The organism is Limosilactobacillus walteri (assembly GCF_014830205.1).
Classification (GTDB): domain Bacteria; phylum Bacillota; class Bacilli; order Lactobacillales; family Lactobacillaceae; genus Limosilactobacillus; species Limosilactobacillus walteri.
Genome location: NZ_QORN01000019.1, coordinates 53,599 through 72,435 on the forward strand (window position 1 = coordinate 53,599; position 18,837 = coordinate 72,435).

Below are 18,837 nucleotides of genomic sequence, written 5' to 3' on the forward strand. Positions count from 1 at the left end.
GAAGGACTAAAAATGAGTTTGCTACAACAGCTAACAGCAGATATGGTAAGTGCAATGAAAAAACGCGATAAGGAAACTCTTAACGTTGTTCGGATGCTTAAAGCTGCAGTCCAAAACGAACAAATTGAACTAGGCCATGACTTGAACAATGATGAAGAAGTTGCTGTAATGGCGCGGGAATATAAGCAACGTAAGGAATCATTAGCAGAGTTTGAAAAGGCAGATCGTGATGATTTAATTGAACAAACTAAAAAAGAGTTAGCGATTGTTGAAAAATACATGCCCCAGCAGTTATCAAAAGATGATGTTGAAAAAATCGTCAGTGAAGTAATTGCTACTCTTGGTGCTGACAGTATGAAAAATTTTGGTCAAGTAATGGGAGCTGTTATGCCAAAAGTAAAAGGGCGAGCAGATGGTAAGTTAGTAAATCAAGTTGTAAAAGAGCAATTGAATAAATAACAGAAAGTGCAATAAGTCGAGCATTTCCTTGCAACGGTTTATTGCATTTCTTTTTAATTTTGGGGAAGAATATATTACTCTTAGAATAGGTAGAAAATAAAAAGGGGTCCTTAGAATGTGTACATCTGTAATTTACCAAGCAGGAGACAGTTATTTTGGCCGTAACTTGGATTTAGAAGTTTCACTTGGTCAACAAGTAGTTATTACTCCGCGAGATATGGTATTGAATTTTCGCGAGTTGCCAACTTTAGAACATCACTATGCCATAATTGGAATGGCAATTGTTCGTGATAACTATCCATTATATTTTGATGGAATAAATGAAAAGGGTGTAGGGATAGCAGGACTTAATTTCGATGGACCTGCTCACTACTTTCCGGTTCAAGAAGGAAAAAAGAACATTGCTTCATTTGAATTAGTTCCATATATTCTTGCCCAAGCATCCTCGGTTGCAGAAGCAAAAGAACTTCTCACTAATGCAAATATTGCTAATATTAATTTTTCTGAAAAAATGCACGCTGCGCCCCTTCACTGGATTGTTGCGGACAAGACTGGGGCATCGATAACGGTAGAATCTACAACTGCCGGATTAAACGTTTATGATAATCCTGTTGGAGTGCTCACTAATAATCCCCAATTTCCGGATCAATTAGTTAATCTAAGTAATTATCAGAGTGTATCGCCAGCGGATCCGCAAAATACGCTTGCTCCGGACACGACATTACCAGTATATAGTCGAGGATTCGGTAGCCGTTTTCTTCCTGGCGGCATGGATTCAGAAAGTCGATTTGTTAAGGCCGCCTTTGCCAAAATGCACGCACCAGTTGGTAATAATGAAGTTGAAAATATAACTAATTATTTCCATATTTTACAATCTGTAGAGCAACAAAAAGGACTGGATGAGGTAGGGCCAAATACCTATGAGTATACTATCTATTCGGATGGTTCTAACTTATCTAAAGGGATTTTTTATTATCGAACTTATGATAATAACCAAATTAATGCTGTTGATATGCATAAAGAAAACCTCGCATCGACAACACTGATTACTTATCCGATTAACGATCAACAAAAGATTGAATATCAAAACTAAAACCAGCACCGCTTATATACATATTTTATGCATATAAGCGGTGTTTTATACGTTATTTAAATAAAATTTGAAAAAATATGCTAAAACTATTGATTTTTATTCATAAAGATCGTATATTTATAAACAATCAATTATACGAATTTTATGGAGGACGAGATTATGACAAAAGAAAAAATTGTTTTAGCTTATTCCGGTGGACTTGATACATCAGTGGCAATCGCTTGGCTTAAAAATAAAGGTTATGATGTAATTGCTTGTTGTATTGATGTTGGTGAAGGTAAAGACCTAGAAGCGATTAAAGAAAAAGGCCTGCAAGTTGGTGCATGGAAATCTGTTGTGATTGATGCTAAACGTGACTTTGCAGAACAATTCGTTTTGCCTGCACTTCAAGCACATGCAATGTATGAACAAAAGTACCCATTAGTATCCGCGCTTTCTCGTCCATTAATTGTCCAAAAATTAGTTGCAGTTGCTAATCAATATGGAGCTACTGCTATTGCTCATGGTTGTACTGGTAAGGGAAATGATCAGGTCCGGTTTGAAGCTGGAATCCATGCATTGGCACCGGATATGAAGATTGAAGATCCAATCCGGGATTGGCACTGGTCACGGGAAGAAGAAATTCAATATGCCAAGGATAATGGGATCCCAGTTCCGATTACTAAAGCTAGTCCTTATTCAATTGATGAAAACTTATGGGGCCGGGCAAATGAATGTGGGATTCTTGAAGATCCATGGGCTGCTGCACCAGCTGATGCATATGACCGGACAGTAGCGATTGAAGATGCACCAGATACACCAACAACAATCGAAATTACCTTTAATGAAGGGGTGCCAACAGCTATTGATGGTGAAGAAATGCCACTAGATCAATTAATTATGAAGCTTGATAAATTAGCAGGCAGTCATGGAATTGGGCGGATTGATCATGTGGAAAACCGGCTTGTTGGAATTAAATCGCGGGAAATTTATGAATGTCCTGCCGCTACCGTTTTGCTTGCTGCTCATAAGGATCTCGAAGACTTAACTCAAGAACGGGAAGTGGCACACTTTAAACCGTTAATTGAACAGAAAATGAGTGAAATTATTTATAACGGTCTTTGGTACTCACCTTTAATGAAGTCATTAGTAGCATTTATTGACGAAGCTCAACAGGTTGTAAATGGTGTAGTTAGGGTTAAGCTCTTTAAGGGGAATGTGATTTGTGAAGGACGGAAGTCACCAAACTCACTATATGACAAGAACCTAGCAACCTATACCTCAGCAGATGAATTTGATCAAGAAGCAGCTACCGGCTTTATCAAATTATGGGAATTACCAGACAAGGTCTATGCTCAAGTACAAAATAAAAAGACAAAGGAGGAAACAAGTAATGCCCATTAAGAGAATGTGGGGTGGTCGGTTTGAAGCAGCTGGTGACCAATTAGTTAACCAGTTTAATGCCTCCATCGGTTTTGATCAGGAGATGGCACAAGAAGATATTGAAGGATCATTAGCGCATGTAAAAATGTTAAAGCAAACTAAAATTTTATCGGCAGCAGATGCAGATAAAATTATTGCTGGATTAAAAAAATTACAGGAACAGTTAACTAATGCGGGTCTTCCATTTTCGATTGAAAACGAAGATATTCATATGAATATTGAAGCGTTATTGACTGACGAAATTGGCCCCGTGGCTGGAAAGCTTCATACAGGTCGGAGCAGAAATGATCAAGTTGCTACTGATCTTCATTTATACGTGAAAAAACGGTTGCCAATTATAATTAAGGAATTACAGGAACTTCAACAAGAATTAGTCAATAAGGCTGAAGAAAACGTTGAAACAATTATGCCTGGTTATACCCATATGCAACATGCCCAGCCGATTTCTTATGCCCACTATTTAATGGCATACTTTCAGATGTTTCAACGTGATGTTGAGCGTTTTGCATTTAACCAGCAACATACTAATTTGTCGCCATTAGGAGCTGCTGCATTAGCAGGGACGACTTTTCCTATTGACCGGCAATTAAGTGCTGAATATTTAGGATTTGATGAGCCGTACCATAATTCGCTGGATGCAGTATCAGATCGTGATTTTGTACTTGAATTTTTGAGCAATGCTAGTATTTTAATGATGCACTTGTCGCGTTTATGTGAAGAGTTAATTTATTGGTGTAGCTATGAGTTTGGATATATCGAATTAGCTGACTCATATTCAACGGGAAGTTCGATTATGCCGCAAAAAAAGAACCCTGATATGGCTGAACTGATTCGGGGGAAAACTGGTCGTGTTTACGGTGATTTAATCGGTTTGCTTACTACGATGAAGGGGCTTCCGTTGGCTTATAATAAAGATATGCAAGAGGATAAGGAAGGCCTTTTTGACGCAGTAAAGACAATTTTGCCTAGCATAAAGATTATGAACGGAATGATTGCAACGCTACAGGTCAAAAAAGATAAAATGGAACATGCTACCCACCATGACTTTTCAAATGCAACTGAACTTGCTGACTATCTTGCAACGAAGGGAATTCCATTTAGAAAAGCCCATGAAATTGTCGGTGAACTAGTGTTAAAGGGGCTAAAAACGGGGACGAACCTTGCTGATATTCCATTAGAAGAGTATCAGCGTATTTCTCCTAAAATTGAAGAAGACGTGTATACCTGCCTTCAGCCGAAAGTTGCTGTTCAACGGCGAAATTCATATGGCGGAACTGGTTTTAAACAAGTACGCCAACAAATTGCTTACGCCAAGAAATTATTAGCTAATTAATAGAAGAGATTAAAGTGTGAAAAGAAAATCATCACATTTTAATTTCTTTTTTGTTTGTCATCATTTGACTTAATGTCATCAAATAATAAGCTATGATATAATTATCGTAAATAAAAATCTGCTAAATTAAAGGAGATTGTTTAGTTGGGAGAACAAAAAAAGACGATTGAACAAACCTTTCAAATTGAAAGTCCAGAAATTGAAGTAGGGTTACTGGGCACCCAAGATAAATTTGTGAGTTTAATTGAGCAAGGGATGAATGTAGAAATTCGTCCCTTTGGCGAGAATTTAAAAGTAACTGGCCAAGAAGAAGATGTTAAATTAACGGTTGATGTTTTTAGAGCGTTGATTGACTTGTTGAATCAAGGAATTCGCATTCATAGTACCGATATTGTTAGTGCGATGAAAATGGCTCATCGCGGTACCCTCGAATACTTTGCGGATCTATATAGTGAGACGATTATTAAAGACCGTCGCGGCCGAGCTATTCGTGTGAAAAATTTTGGTCAGCGACAATATGTTAATGCGATAAAGCATAATGATATTACATTTGGCATTGGTCCAGCCGGTACAGGGAAAACATACTTGGCCGTTGCGATGGCAGTGGCAGCTTTAAAACGTGGCGAAGTAGAACGAATTATTTTAACCCGTCCCGCTGTTGAAGCGGGTGAAAGTCTTGGCTTTTTGCCAGGGGACTTACGGGAAAAAGTTGACCCGTATCTTCGACCAATTTATGATGCCCTTAATGATATTTTTGGTGCTGACCATACGCAGCGTTTAATTGATCGTGGAATTATTGAAATTGCGCCTCTTGCATATATGCGCGGGCGAACGCTTGACGGGGCATTTGTTATTTTAGATGAAGCACAAAATACAACAAATGCGCAAATGAAAATGTTTCTTACCCGGTTAGGATTTGGATCTAAAATGGTGGTAAATGGGGATATTTCACAAATTGATTTACCTCATGGTACTCGTAGCGGTCTTGTTAATGCTGAACGAATTTTGAAAGATATTAAATCTATTAAGTTTGTTCAATTTACTGCAGAAGACGTTGTTCGACATCCTGTTGTTGCCCGTATCATTACGGCATATGAAGACCAAACTGCAAAGCAATTAGCTAAAAAAAGATAAGAAAAAAGAGGAAGAGTAATGGAACTTGAACTTTTTGATCATACAGAAGGCCAAATAACAAGTGCCCAACAAGAATTAGTTAGTAACCTGTTGCAATTTGCTGCCCAAAAGCTTGCTTTAGCCGAAAATACGGAAATGTCGCTAACATTTGTTAATAATCCCGAAATAAAAAAATTAAATGCACAGTATCGAAACATTGATCGGGCAACTGATGTTTTGAGTTTTGCGGCTGAAGAATCAGGGGATGAGTCGCCTATTATTATGGAGCCAGAATTAGCAGCAGAAATCCCGGTTAGCCTAGGCGACCTTTTTATTTCTATTGATAAAGTCAGCGAACAAGCAAAATTTTTAGGCCATTCAGTTGATCGCGAACTAGGATTTTTGGCTGTTCATGGTTTTTTGCATCTGAATGGTTATGATCATGAGGATCCGAATGATGAAAAAAAGATGTTTAGTTTACAGCGGGAGATATTAGATGACTATGGGCTCACGCGATAAGCAACAAACAAGTAAAAACCACCATTTAATTCAAGCAATGGGTCATGCAATTGATGGAATTATTGAAGTCTTAAAAGAAGAGCGAAATATGCGCTACCATGTCTTAGCGGCTATTTTAGCGATTTTGGTGGCATTTTTCTTGCACATTTCTTCAATGGAATGGTTATGGATCTTATTGGCCATTTTTGTTGTGTTTACGGCAGAATTTCTTAACACAGTTACTGAGGCGGTCACAGACTTAATTGTTGATCATCATTTTGAATTGAATGTAAAAAAAGCTAAGGATGTTGCTGCTGGTGGTGTTTTGATTTCAGCGATTTTTGCCGTTATCGTAGGATTGGTTATTTTTGTCCCGCATTTTTTAGCTATTATATAGAATAGGAAGTTTTAATATGGATAATCCAAATTATAAGTCAGGGTTTGTCGCTATTATTGGTCGTCCCAATGTTGGTAAATCAACTCTTTTAAATTATGTGGTTGGTCAAAAAGTTGCGATTATGAGCAATGTTGCTCAAACAACGAGAAATAAAATTCAGGGTATTTATACAAGTCCTGAAGCTCAGATTGTGTTTATTGATACGCCGGGAATCCATAAGCCAGCAACAAAACTTGGTGATTTTATGGAAAAATCAGCACTGTCTGCACTAGATGAGGTAGATGCAGTTTTATTTGTTGTCAGCGCTACTGAGAAGCGTGGTCCTGGAGATAATTTTATTATTGAGCGTTTAAAGAAGGTTAACCAACCAATTTTCCTAGTAGTAAATAAAATTGACCAGGTAAATCCCAATGATCTTCCGCAAATTGTTGACCAGTACAAAGATGCTTTGCCATTTAAGAAGGTTGTTCCAATTTCGGCATTGCAAGGAAATAACGTCAATAATTTAATCAATGACTTAATTAAGATTTTACCTAATGGTCCACAGTATTATCCTGCAGACCAAGTTAGCGATCATCCTGAACGTTTTGTTATTGCCGAAATGATTAGGGAAAAGGTCTTTTTACTTACTCGTCAAGAAGTACCTCATTCAGTAGCTGTTGATGTTACATCGGTAAAACGTGAGGATGAAAATCATATTCATATATCAGCCAATATTATTGTAGAGCGTCCTGGTCAAAAGGGAATAATTATTGGAAAAGGCGGCAAGATGCTTAAAAAGATCGGAACAATGGCCCGTCAAGACATTGAACGTTTACTTGGTGATAAAGTATTCCTCCAATTATGGGTAAAAGTAGTCCCTGATTGGCGTGATAAATCAGCAATGTTAAAGGATTATGGTTACCGTAATAAAGACTATTAAAAGAGGATGGTGGTTACATGGCACGCGTAACCACGCAATTTACGGGGATTATTATGTACCGGCAAGATTATCGGGAACGTGATCTATTAATCAAAATGCTTACCGATAAAATTGGTCCTGCAATGTTTTTTGTTAAAAATGCCAAAAAACGTGGCTTTCGCATGACTGCAGATATTTTGCCCTTTAGTCATGGAACATATATTGGCTCTTTAGATGATAATGGATTAAGTTTTATTAATACTGCTAGTGATGTTACACAATATAAAAACGTGGCCAGTGATATTAATAAAAATGCCTATGTTACTTATATTTTGGCTCTAGTAGATAGTGCATTTAAGGATGGTAAAAGTATTGGGGCATGGTTTAATCAAGTAGCAGCGGCCCTTGATTTGATAGATAAGGGGCGTGATGAACAGGTCGTAACAAATATAATTGAGACTCAACTACTGGTTGCTTTTGGGGTTGCTCCATTATGGGACCAATGCGCGGTTTGCGGGCGGAACGATATTCCCCTTGACTTTTCGGAAAAGTATGGGGGAATGCTCTGTCAGAATCATTGGTATTTAGACGATCATCGAATGTATCTTGATCGTAAGACGGTTTATTATTTGCAACAATTTGCCCGCATTAACTTACAAAAACTTAATTCAATTCGGATCAATGGGCAGACAAAGCAACGTTTACAGTTAGTCCTTGACACGATTTATGATAATCAAGTGGGATTAAACTTGAAATCAAAGCGCTTTATCAAACAAATGCATAAGTGGGAACAAAATATTGGAAAGTTTTCATTGGGTGATTGACATTTAATGAATATTTTTCTATGATAATAGCGTATTTAATTGAATATCGGCAATGACGGAGATTATAAGATAATAGTTAGCAGCGATTGAGGGATAGTGAGAGCCTTAAAAATTTATCTTTCGGCACTCTACCAGCCAACGAAACTAAGCTGTTTTACAGAAATGTAAAAAAGTAGGGTGGAACCGCGAATCACTTCGTCCCTACAGTATCTATGACTATTTTTAGATACTGTAGGGATTTTTCTTTGAAAGGAGAAAGAAATATGACGAAAAAATTAACGGTGCAAGATATTATCTTTACACTGGAACAATATTGGGCTGACCAAGGCTGTATGTTAATGCAGGCATATGATAATGAAAAGGGTGCTGGAACGATGAGTCCTTATACCTTCTTACGGGCAATTGGACCAGAACCGTGGAATGTGGCATATGTTGAACCATCACGACGACCAGCAGATGGCCGTTATGGTGAAAACCCCAATCGTCTTTATCAACATCACCAATTCCAAGTATTGATGAAGCCATCACCAGATAATATCCAAGAATTATACCTTGGTAGCTTAAAAAAACTTGGTATTGATCCTTTAGAACACGATATTCGTTTTGTTGAAGATAACTGGGAAAATCCTTCAATGGGTTGTGCCGGTGTTGGTTGGGAAGTATGGCTTGATGGGATGGAAGTTACCCAGTTTACTTATTTCCAAGTTGTTGGTGAATTACCTATGAGTCCAGTTGCCGCGGAAGTTACCTATGGGTTGGAACGATTAGCTGAATATATCCAAAATGTCGATTCGGTCTATGAGCTTGAATGGGCCGATGGTGTTTTATATGGTGATATCTTCCAAGAACCAGAATATGAACACTCAAAATATGCCTTTGAAGAGAGTAACCAAGATATGCTTCTAGAAGATTTTAATGACTATGAAAAAGAAGCAAAACGGTTAATCAAGTTAGGATTAGTTCACCCAGCATATGATTATGTCCTAAAGTGTAGTCATACCTTTAATTTATTAGATGCACGAGGAGCAGTTTCTGTTACGGAACGGGCAGGCTACCTTCACCGAATTCGTATTATGGCAAAATCGATTGCAAAGGCATTTGTTGAAGAACGACGAAAACGTGGCTTTCCATTGATTCATGATGAAAAAGTCCGTCAAAAGACTGTCGATGAATATACAAAGAAAGCAGAAAAAGCAAAAGAACGAGCAGCTAAACAGGCTGCAAAGAAGGCACAAAAGGAGGACAAATAAGATGGCTAATTCATATTTACTCGAAGTCGGAGTAGAAGAGATGCCAGCCCATGTTGTAACGCCAAGCATTAAACAATTACACGAACGGGTTGCCAAGTACTTAGAAGAACAACGAATTACTTTTGATGAAATTCAAGAGTTTGCTACTCCACGTCGAATGGCACTATTGATTCATGGTTTAAGCGACAAACAGCCTGATATTGATGAATCTGTAAAGGGACCAGCTAAAAAAATTGCTCAAGATGCTGATGGAAATTGGACTAAAGCAGCGATTGGCTTTACCCGTGGGCAGGGTGCCACGGTTGATGATATTGAATTCAAGGATGTTAAGGGTGTTGAATATGTTTTTGTTGAAAAACATATCGCAGGTAAATCAGTAGCGGAGGTTCTTCAAGGGCTTCCAGCAATTATTACTGCAATGACTTTCCCAACCTTAATGAAGTGGGGCTACAATAACTTACAATTCATTCGTCCAATTCGTTGGTTAGTATCATTACTAAATGACGAAGTAGTACCATTTAAGATTCTTGATGTCGAAGCGGGCCGAACTACCCTAGGCCACCGCTTTTTAGGCCATCCAGTAGATATTGCTAGGGCTGATGATTATGAGGATGTTCTTCATGATGATTTTGTTATCGCTGATCAAGCCAAGCGTAAGGACTTAATTAAGGATCAAATTACAAAAATTGTTAATGAAAATGATTGGCAAGTAGACTGGGATGCTGATTTATTAGAAGAAGTTAATAATCTTGTTGAATGGCCAACTGCTTTTGCGGGTAATTTTGATCAAAAGTATTTAGCATTACCTGATCCTGTTTTGATTACTTCCATGAAAGATAATCAACGGTTCTTCTGTGTTCGCGATCAAAACGGCGAACTATTATCACATTTCATTTCAGTTCGGAACGGTAATACTGATTATCTTGATAATGTTATTAAAGGGAATGAACGGGTACTTGTGCCACGGTTAGAAGATGCCCAATTCTTCTATCAAGAAGACCAAAAATTAACCATTAATGAGTACGTTGAGCGTCTTAAGAAAGTTAGTTTCCATGACAAAATTAGTTCAATGTATGACAAGATGCAACGTGTAGCAGTTATTGCCCGTTTACTTGGCCAACAGCTTAATTTCTCAGATGAAGAATTAGCAGACTTAGACCGTGCTGCGCACATTTATAAATTTGATCTTACAACGCAAATGGTTGGAGAGTTTGCGGAGCTTCAAGGTATTATGGGTGAAATTTATGCTAAGTTATTTGGCGAAAAAGACGATGTAGCAACAGCTATTCGTGAGCACTATATGCCGATTTCAGCAGAAGGCGAATTGCCACAAACGAAAATTGGGGCGGCCTTAGCTATTGCTGATAAACTTGATAGTATCTTAAGCTTCTTTGCGGTTGATATGATTCCGAGCGGCTCTAATGACCCATATGCTTTACGGCGCCAAGCTTTTGGAATTGTGCGCATTATTGCAGATCGGGAATGGCATTTACCGTTGCTAAACATCCAATCAGCAGTTATCGCTGCATTAAGTGAGGCGGATGTTAAGGTTAACTTTGATTTGAATAAAAATAGCAACGATGTCCGCTCATTCTTCTTAGACCGGGTTAAACAACTATTCCATGGGCAAAAGATTCGTCATGATATTATTGAAGCAGCTACTGATACTCGTCAAGATGATATTGCTAATATTCTTGAATCAGTTGCGACGATTAATGAACGTAAGGACGATGAAGCCTTCAAGGAAGATATTGAAGCTCTTACGCGGGTATTGCGAATTGCCAAGAAAGCTAAGCAGACAACTGGTGAGATGTCAGTTAATCCATCATTATTTGTAAATCCGTCTGAAAGTAAGATGTATGCTGCTGTTTCTGAACTAGTAGATAAGGCGGCAGAACGTTCTATGCGTGAAAACTTTGCTGCCCTACGTGAATTAACCCCGGTTATTAGCGAATACTTTGATGAAAATATGATTATGGATAAAGATGAAAATATCCGTAACAACCGGTTGACCCAATTAAGTATTTTAGCAAATCAAGCTGCTTTAATCGGGAACTTAGATAACCTAATTGTAAAATAAGTTGTTTTGATTGTTTTACTAAAAACTTGTGGTATTATATATACTAGTGAATTATGGATATATGTAGTGGAGGTCGCATTCCGTTGGGTTGCGACCTTTCGTTGCTGTTCGCTTACCAAGTGAGTGGGGTGGTTCAATGGCGAGGATACCGCGTGACGTTATTGATGAGATACGAAATTCTGTTGATATTGGTGATGTAATTGGCCGCTATGTTCAACTACATCAAGCTGGGAAAAATTTAACGGGATTGTGTCCATTCCATGAAGAAAAGACACCATCATTTTCAGTAAATGAAGAAAAACAATTTTTTTATTGTTTTGGTTGTCACCGGAGTGGAAATGTATTCCAATTTTTAATGGAATTAAAACATATTGATTTTATTGAGGCTGTTAAAGAAGTCGCTGCTGATCGTAATATTGAGATTCCAGAACAGTATATCAATACTCAGCCTAAACAGCCTGTTAATAATGAAATTCGACAACTGCTAACGCTTCATGAAAAAGCCACAAAATTATATCATCATATCTTGTTAAATACACCAGCGGGGCAGCCGGCGCTTAACTATCTTAAAAAACGGGGAATGAGTGAGGAGCTGATTGACCAGTTTAATTTAGGCTATGCACCAGATCAGCGGATATTAAAACCGTTTTTTGAGCAAGAAAAAATAGACTATCAGTTAATGCGTAAAAGCGGCCTTTTTAGTGAAGATCAACAAGGGGCGTTAAACGACCGATTTGTTGACCGGGTTATTTATCCAATTAAAAACGGGCAAGGACAAGTAATTGCTTTCTCTGGGCGGTTATTGGATACTAGTAAGACTGATTTACCTAAATATTTAAATAGTCCTGAAACACCCATCTTTAATAAGCGGCGGACATTGTTTAACTTAGATGTTGCCAAAAAAAGTGCCCGTAAAACTGGCAAATTATATTTATTCGAAGGCTTTATGGATGTAATCTCAGCTTTCGGAGCTGGTGTGACTAATGGAATTGCTTCGATGGGGACGAGTTTTACCGAAGAACAAGTGTCAATTATTGGACGTGCCACCAATCAACTTGATATTTGCTATGATGGTGATGAACCAGGACAAAATGCAATTGATCGGGCCATTAGTTTAGTAAATGATCATCGACCATCGCAGCTTCAGGTAAAGGTTGTCCAGCTTCCAGCAGGTATTGACCCAGACGAATATGTGCAAAAATATGGGGCTGACCGATTTAATAATTACTTGACCAATCAAGAAGAAACTACTACTGATTTTTATTTGCGTTTTTTGAGGAATGGAAAAAATCTTAATAATCAAAATGAACTCATGACGTATTTAAATCAGGCCCTAAAAGTAGTCGCACATGTTCAGTCTCCCCTAGAAGCGGACATGTACCTCCAAAGATTATCAAGTGAGTTTGATTTAGACCGGCAAACCTTAAAAACACAGGTACGGCAGCTTCAACAACAGTTGGGAATTAGTAATCATCAACCGAGCTATCCATCACAAACTCAAAGCAAAGACTACAGCAGGTATCCTACGCCAATTGAAAAACGAAGCGTAGAAAAGATAACCCGAACGGAACTTGCTGAGCAAATTTTATTGCGGTATATGCTTTATGATCGTGAAGTATGGATGCATGTAACAGCTGATCATGCTTTTCACTTTGTTCACGAAAAATACCAAACATTATACTTGTTGGCGGCGAGTTACTTTTCTGAAAACGGCTCATACTCAACGGCGGATTTCTTAGATTACTTGGATAAAAGTGATTTGCAGGCTGCGTTAGGTCAAATTGAACAGCTAAACGTTGATCAACAAGTCGATATGCGCGCAATAGATGATTGCATCCACATTATTACGCAACAAACACCACTGGCTGATCAAATTGCTGACAAACAAGCGCAGCTAAAAGAAGCTAATTCATTACATAATACGGAATTAGCTACCCAACTGACTATAGAGTTGATAAAATTATTAAAACAGCAACAACAGCTCAAAACGGAGGAGACTAATTAATATGGCAAAGAGCAAGAAAAAAGATATTGTTATTTCTAACAGTGCCGACTTCGACCAACAAAAATACGATACCGCAGTTGGTAAGTTAATTCGTACTTACAAGAAGCAAAAGGAAATTGAGTATGATGAATTAACTACTAAGATTGCAAAACCATTTGAATTGAATGCTGATGGTATCGATAACTTACTTCAAAATATTGAAGATGCAGGGATTAGTGTTGTTGATGAAAATGGTGATCCTGATCCACGAGCATTAAAAGCAACTGAAAAATTATCGCAATCAGCAATGAAAGATACATCAGCCCCAACTGGCGTTAAAATTAATGACCCAGTGCGGATGTACTTAAAGGAAATCGGCCGGGTTAACTTGTTGACAGCAGATGAGGAAGTCCAGCTCGCCTTGCGGATTGAAAAAGGGGATGAGGTTGCTAAACAAGAATTAGCAGAAGCCAACCTCCGATTAGTCGTTTCAATCGCAAAGCGCTATGTTGGTCGGGGAATGCAATTCCTTGATTTGATCCAAGAAGGTAACATGGGGTTGATGAAGGCAGTTGAAAAATTTGATTACCGGCGTGGATTTAAATTTTCAACATATGCTACTTGGTGGATTCGGCAAGCCATTACGCGAGCGATTGCAGATCAAGCGCGAACTATTCGGATTCCGGTTCACATGGTTGAAACGATTAACAAACTAATTCGAATTCAGCGTCAGTTACTCCAAGATCTTGGCCGGGAACCGCTCCCAGAAGAAATTGGAGCGGAAATGGATATGCCAACGGAAAAGGTTCGTAATATTCTTAAGATCGCTCAAGAACCGGTTTCTCTTGAAACACCAATCGGCGAAGAAGATGATTCTCATTTGGGAGACTTTATTGAAGATCAAGACGCGACTAGTCCAGCAGATCACGCTGCTTATGAGATGATGAAAAAGCAACTTGAAAATGTTCTAGATACGTTAACAGACCGTGAAGAAAATGTTCTGCGCCTTCGTTTTGGTTTAGATGATGGACGGACACGGACATTGGAAGAAGTTGGAAAAGTATTTGGCGTTACACGTGAACGTATTCGGCAAATTGAAGCAAAAGCATTGCGTAAACTACGCCACCCATCACGCTCAAAGCAATTAAAAGATTTCTTAGAATAGCTCATTCATTAATATAGACGAAGAAATTGGCTTAGGATTAGATTTAATTATCTTAAGTCAATTTTTAATTTTCTTTAATCTAAATTAGAAAAAACTTAATTTTGTGTTGAATTGCACTGATTGTTCGGGTAAAATTTTTATAAAGCGTTTTTGGTAATTAGGAATTATATTAATTGAGGAGAGATCGAACAATGCCAGAATTATCTGCTGATTTATATGGAACTGTGAGTCATAAGTTAGATGCTTTAGCACCATCGGGAATCCGTGAATTCAATAAAGAAGTTTCAAAAATTCCTGGAATTATTAAATTAACATTAGGAGAACCAGATATGGCAACTCCGGAACATGTAAAACAGGCCGCAATCAAAAGCATCGAAGAAGATGACTCGCACTATGCCCCACAAATGGGTAAGCCAGAATTACTTAAGGCAATTAGTGATTATATTCAAAAAACACGGGATGTATATTATGACCCACAAAGCGAAATTATCGCTACAGTCGGCGCAACCGAAGCTTTGGACGCAACTTTGTTTTCTTTGCTGAATACAGGCGATAAGGTTGTTGTCCCAACACCAGTCTTTTCACTATACTTCCCGTTGATTGCAATGACGGGGGCGACTGTAATTCAAGTTGACACATCAGCAGATAATTTTGTCTTAACTCCAGAACGACTAGAAAAAGTTCTGGAAAAAGAAGGTAAAGGAGTAAAGGCAGTAATCCTTAACTATCCAAGTAATCCGACTGGTCGTGAATATCCCAAAGCAGTTTTAGAAGGATTAGCTAACGTAATTAAAGAACATCACCTATATGCAATCGCTGACGAAATTTATAGCGAGCTAGTATATGGAGTTGAACACTATTCAATTGCTACTATGATTCCTGAACGGACAATTTTTATTTCTGGGCTCTCAAAGTCCCATGCAATGACGGGATACCGGCTAGGATATGTTGCTGCGCCTGCAAAAATCATGACTAACATTTCTAAGATGCACGCATTTCTTGTCACAACAGTAACTAATAATGTTCAAGCAGCAGCCGCTGAAGCGTTGACTAATGGTTTGGATGATCCAGTGGAATTCCGTAAGATTTACCAACACCGCCGGGATTTACTTGTTGATGGATTAAAGGATCTTGGCTTTGAAATGTTAACTCCAGAAGGGGCATTTTATCTTTTTGCCAAAATTCCAGCACAGTTTGGTAAAGATGATGTTACTTTTGCCAAGCAGTTAGCAGTACAAGCAAAGGTTGGTGTAACACCAGGAAGTGCTTTCGGCAAGGGGGGCGATGGTTACGTTCGCCTATCATATGCATCATCTGACGAGAACTTAAAAGAAGCTCTAAAACGAATTGGTGAATTTTTAGAGGACTTATCATAATTTAAAAATTCGACTGAAGAAATTTAGTCCTTTACCCTAGGAGAAGATGAACTGGCATGCTAGTTCTGTCTTACTCCTATTTTTGTTATAATTAAGACATTTAGTGAAATAAAGGAATGATTTTTTGTGGATGAAAAACATTTATCAGCAAGATTAGCCAGTGTGGCTTCGTTAGTTCCGCTTAATGCACGGATTGCTGATATCGGTTCTGACCATGCATACTTACCAGCAGCGTTAGTTTTGGATGGTAAAATTAAGTTTGCAATTGCAGGAGAAGTAGTAAAGGGTCCGTTTGAAAACGCGGTTCATGAAATTCAAGCCCATCAGCTTGAGGAAAATATTATTCCACGATTAGCAGATGGATTGGCAGCAATTAAAGATAAAGATAATATTGATACTATTACGATCGCTGGGATGGGCGGAAGTTTAATTGCTTCCATTTTAGAACGGGGTAAGGATAAACTTGAAGGTGTAAAGCGGTTAATTCTCCAGCCTAATGTTGGTGAAAGTAGCTTGCGCGAATGGCTGATGAATAATCGTTATCAGATTACGACCGAGAAAATAATTGAAGAAGACGGACATATTTATGAAATTATTGTCGCTGAGCCATCAATTGTTCCCTTCCGCTATAGTCAATATGAACTCGATTTTGGTCCATTCTTATTAGAAAATAAGGGACCGATTTTTGTCAAAAAATGGCGTGAGTATCTTCAGCGAGAAGGTCAAGTCATTAATCAAATGAAGCAAGCCAAAAAAATCCCTGTTGACAAGATTGATCAATTACAAAGACGCTTAGAAATAGTTAAAGAGGCGATTAAAGATGACAACTGGAACGGAATTAATTAAACGATTTGAGAATTTTGCTGATCCCCGGTTAGCTGAAAAATGGGATCATGTTGGTTTACAGGTAGGTAATCCGAATCAGCCCATTAATCGATTAATGACAACTCTTGATGTTCGTCCTGAAACGGTGGATGAGGCAATTGCGAAGAAAGTTGATTTTATTTTTGCTCATCACCCGATCATGTTTCATCCTGCTAAAGACCTTGATACGAGAAATCCGCAAAATCAAATGTATGCAAAACTATTAGCCAATAATATTACGGTATATGCTGCCCACACTAATTTAGATACGGCTAATGGGGGAATGAACGATTGGCTAGCGGCTGCACTCCGCCTTAGGCAGACAATTCCATTGGTTCCGGCCGGTAAAGATCCGTTGAGTAATAAACCTGTTGGAATGGGGCGGGTCGGTGAACTTGCCGAAGAAATGGCAGTACAAGAGTTTGCTGATTACTGTATGAACATTTTTCAAATCAAAGGGTTACGACTAATAGTGAATCCACTGGATAAAAGCAAAAAAATTAAACGGGTAGCAATTCTCGGCGGATCTGGACAAGAATTTTACCAACAGGCGCTTGAAAATGGGGCCGACGCCTATATAACTGGTGATGTTAGTTATCATTTTGCTCACGATATGATTGCGAGCCATTTAGTAGTAATTGATCCAGGCCATCATATTGAGGTTATTGCAGCGCATGAACTTGCAAAGTTGATCTCACGGTGGCAAGATGAAAATAATTGGCAGTTTGCAGTAATGGAAAGCCAAGTCAATACAGAACCGTTTACTTTTGTAGTTAAATAAGGAGTGCTGATTTATGGTTGAAGAAAAATATGAAGGTTTACTACCACGATTTTTGAAATATGTAAAGACTGAGACAAGATCTAATCCTGATTCAGATACAATTCCATCTGATCCTAAAGAAACGGCTTTTTTGAATGAATTAAAAGATGAACTAATTGCTTTAGGATTAAGTGATGTTCATTTGAATGCGCAAAGCTCCTATTTGATGGCTACCATCCCTAGCAACATTGATAAAAAAGTACCAACAGTTGGGTTTATTGCGCACATTGATACGGCTGATTTTAATGCCCATAACGTTAATCCGCAAATTGTTGAAAATTATGATGGGACGTCTAATATTAAGCTTGATAATGATGGAAAGTATGTCTTGACAACTGCTGAATTCCCATCGTTAAAGAAATATCAAGGTAATACGTTAATTACTACCGATGGTTCAACACTCCTTGGGGCGGATGATAAATCTGGGGTTGCAGAAATTATTACGATGGCAGCCTATTTGATGAAACATCCAGAGATTAAACATGGTCCAATTAAAATTGGCTTAGGCCCTGATGAAGAAATTGGAACCGGTGCCGATCACTTTGATGTTGCTGATTTTGGAGCTGATTTTGCATATACGGTAGATGGCGGACCGCTTGGTGAACTGGAATATGAAACATTTAATGCGGCTCAGGCAGAAATTGAAATTCAAGGGAAAGATGTCCACACTGGGGTTGCTAAGGGAACAATGATTAATGCAATCCAAGTAGCAATTGACCTGCAAAATAGTTTGCCGGCACATGACCGTGCAGAAAGAACCGATGGGCGTCAAGGCTTTTATCATTTATATAAATTTGATGGAACAGTCGACCATGCTGCGATGACCTATTTAATTCGGGATCATGATAAGCAGATCTTTGAAGAACGAAAACACTTACTTGAGAGAATTGTTGCGGGCTTAAACGATGAACTTGGTGCAAATTTGATTACGATGAAGCTATATGATCAATATTATAATTTGAAAGACGCCTTAAAGGACCATATGGATGTTATCGAAATTGCAAAAGAGGCCATGGAAAACTTAAATATTAAGCCAGACATTTATCCCGTTCGTGGTGGTACAGATGGTTCAACTATTTCATATAAGGGCTTACCAACACCGAACTTATTTGCTGGAGGAGAAAATATGCATTCCCGTTTTGAGTATGTATCCTTGCAAACAATGGAACGGGCATTGGACACCCTACTTGAGATTGTGCGGCTGACGGCGGAAAAAGGTGAATAAAATAAAAAAGGATCGAGTTTTAAAAATAGAGAA

Annotated in this window: 17 protein-coding genes; all 17 read left to right on the forward strand. The window is 38.3% G+C overall.

Going from position 1 to position 18,837, the window contains the following annotated elements; genetic code table 11:
- Positions 1 to 12 precede the first annotated feature (12 nt).
- The 17 genes from DTK66_RS05535 to pepT all read left to right on the forward strand — a co-directional run bounded on the left by DTK66_RS05535 (position 13) and on the right by pepT (position 18,804).
- A complete protein-coding gene (locus DTK66_RS05535) occupies positions 13 to 459 on the forward strand; it encodes a GatB/YqeY domain-containing protein (protein WP_191668023.1) in 447 nt (148 codons plus the stop codon).
- 115 nt (positions 460 to 574) lie between these two features.
- Positions 575 to 1,552: a choloylglycine hydrolase gene (bsh, locus tag DTK66_RS05540; protein ID WP_191668024.1), complete on the forward strand. Its 978-nt coding sequence runs from the start codon at positions 575 to 577 to the stop codon at positions 1,550 to 1,552.
- Positions 1,553 to 1,711: 159 nt separating this feature from the next.
- Positions 1,712 to 2,935 carry an argininosuccinate synthase gene (locus tag DTK66_RS05545; RefSeq protein WP_153931276.1) on the forward strand — a complete coding sequence of 408 codons (1,224 nt, stop codon included), beginning with the start codon at positions 1,712 to 1,714 and terminating at the stop codon, positions 2,933 to 2,935.
- Positions 2,925 to 4,307 (forward strand): argininosuccinate lyase, encoded by a 1,383-nt coding sequence (argH, locus tag DTK66_RS05550; RefSeq protein WP_191668025.1) that lies wholly within the window; start codon positions 2,925 to 2,927, stop codon positions 4,305 to 4,307. The genes DTK66_RS05545 and argH overlap by 11 nt, the downstream gene beginning before the upstream one ends.
- A 144-nt stretch (positions 4,308 to 4,451) precedes the next feature.
- Positions 4,452 to 5,441 (forward strand): PhoH family protein, encoded by a 990-nt coding sequence (locus DTK66_RS05555; protein WP_191668026.1) that lies wholly within the window; start codon positions 4,452 to 4,454, stop codon positions 5,439 to 5,441.
- A gap of 18 nt (positions 5,442 to 5,459) precedes the next feature.
- Positions 5,460 to 5,939, forward strand: coding sequence for an rRNA maturation RNase YbeY (ybeY, locus tag DTK66_RS05560; protein ID WP_153931279.1), 480 nt, complete (start codon positions 5,460 to 5,462; stop codon positions 5,937 to 5,939).
- Entirely contained in the window at positions 5,923 to 6,315 is a 393-nt protein-coding gene (locus DTK66_RS05565) for a diacylglycerol kinase family protein (RefSeq protein ID WP_191668072.1), read from the forward strand. The genes ybeY and DTK66_RS05565 overlap by 17 nt, the downstream gene beginning before the upstream one ends.
- Positions 6,316 to 6,331: 16 nt before the next feature.
- A complete protein-coding gene (gene era / locus DTK66_RS05570) occupies positions 6,332 to 7,237 on the forward strand; it encodes a GTPase Era (protein WP_153931280.1) in 906 nt (301 codons plus the stop codon).
- A gap of 17 nt (positions 7,238 to 7,254) precedes the next feature.
- The gene (gene recO / locus DTK66_RS05575; RefSeq protein WP_191668027.1) at positions 7,255 to 8,040 is read left to right on the forward strand and encodes a DNA repair protein RecO; all 786 of its coding nucleotides are present in this window, start codon (positions 7,255 to 7,257) and stop codon (positions 8,038 to 8,040) included.
- Between the two features lie 263 nt (positions 8,041 to 8,303).
- Positions 8,304 to 9,290, forward strand: a complete 987-nt coding sequence (gene glyQ / locus DTK66_RS05580; RefSeq protein ID WP_153931282.1) for a glycine--tRNA ligase subunit alpha — start codon at positions 8,304 to 8,306, stop codon at positions 9,288 to 9,290.
- A gap of 1 nt (position 9,291) precedes the next feature.
- Positions 9,292 to 11,370 carry a glycine--tRNA ligase subunit beta gene (gene glyS / locus DTK66_RS05585; protein WP_191668028.1) on the forward strand — a complete coding sequence of 693 codons (2,079 nt, stop codon included), beginning with the start codon at positions 9,292 to 9,294 and terminating at the stop codon, positions 11,368 to 11,370.
- 136 nt (positions 11,371 to 11,506) lie between these two features.
- On the forward strand, positions 11,507 to 13,375 hold the full coding sequence (gene dnaG, locus DTK66_RS05590) for a DNA primase (protein WP_191668029.1): 1,869 nt from the start codon (positions 11,507 to 11,509) through the stop codon (positions 13,373 to 13,375).
- A gap of 1 nt (position 13,376) precedes the next feature.
- Entirely contained in the window at positions 13,377 to 14,519 is a 1,143-nt protein-coding gene (rpoD, locus tag DTK66_RS05595) for an RNA polymerase sigma factor RpoD (RefSeq protein ID WP_153931285.1), read from the forward strand.
- A gap of 191 nt (positions 14,520 to 14,710) precedes the next feature.
- Positions 14,711 to 15,895 (forward strand): aminotransferase class I/II-fold pyridoxal phosphate-dependent enzyme, encoded by a 1,185-nt coding sequence (locus tag DTK66_RS05600; RefSeq protein ID WP_191668030.1) that lies wholly within the window; start codon positions 14,711 to 14,713, stop codon positions 15,893 to 15,895.
- A 126-nt stretch (positions 15,896 to 16,021) separates the two neighbouring features.
- Positions 16,022 to 16,741 carry a tRNA (adenine(22)-N(1))-methyltransferase gene (locus DTK66_RS05605; RefSeq protein ID WP_191668031.1) on the forward strand — a complete coding sequence of 240 codons (720 nt, stop codon included), beginning with the start codon at positions 16,022 to 16,024 and terminating at the stop codon, positions 16,739 to 16,741.
- A complete protein-coding gene (locus tag DTK66_RS05610; RefSeq protein WP_191668032.1) occupies positions 16,716 to 17,540 on the forward strand; it encodes a Nif3-like dinuclear metal center hexameric protein in 825 nt (274 codons plus the stop codon). The genes DTK66_RS05605 and DTK66_RS05610 overlap by 26 nt, the downstream gene beginning before the upstream one ends.
- 13 nt (positions 17,541 to 17,553) lie before the next feature.
- The gene (gene pepT, locus DTK66_RS05615) at positions 17,554 to 18,804 is read left to right on the forward strand and encodes a peptidase T (protein ID WP_191668033.1); all 1,251 of its coding nucleotides are present in this window, start codon (positions 17,554 to 17,556) and stop codon (positions 18,802 to 18,804) included.
- The last annotated feature ends 33 nt before the right edge of the window (positions 18,805 to 18,837 follow it).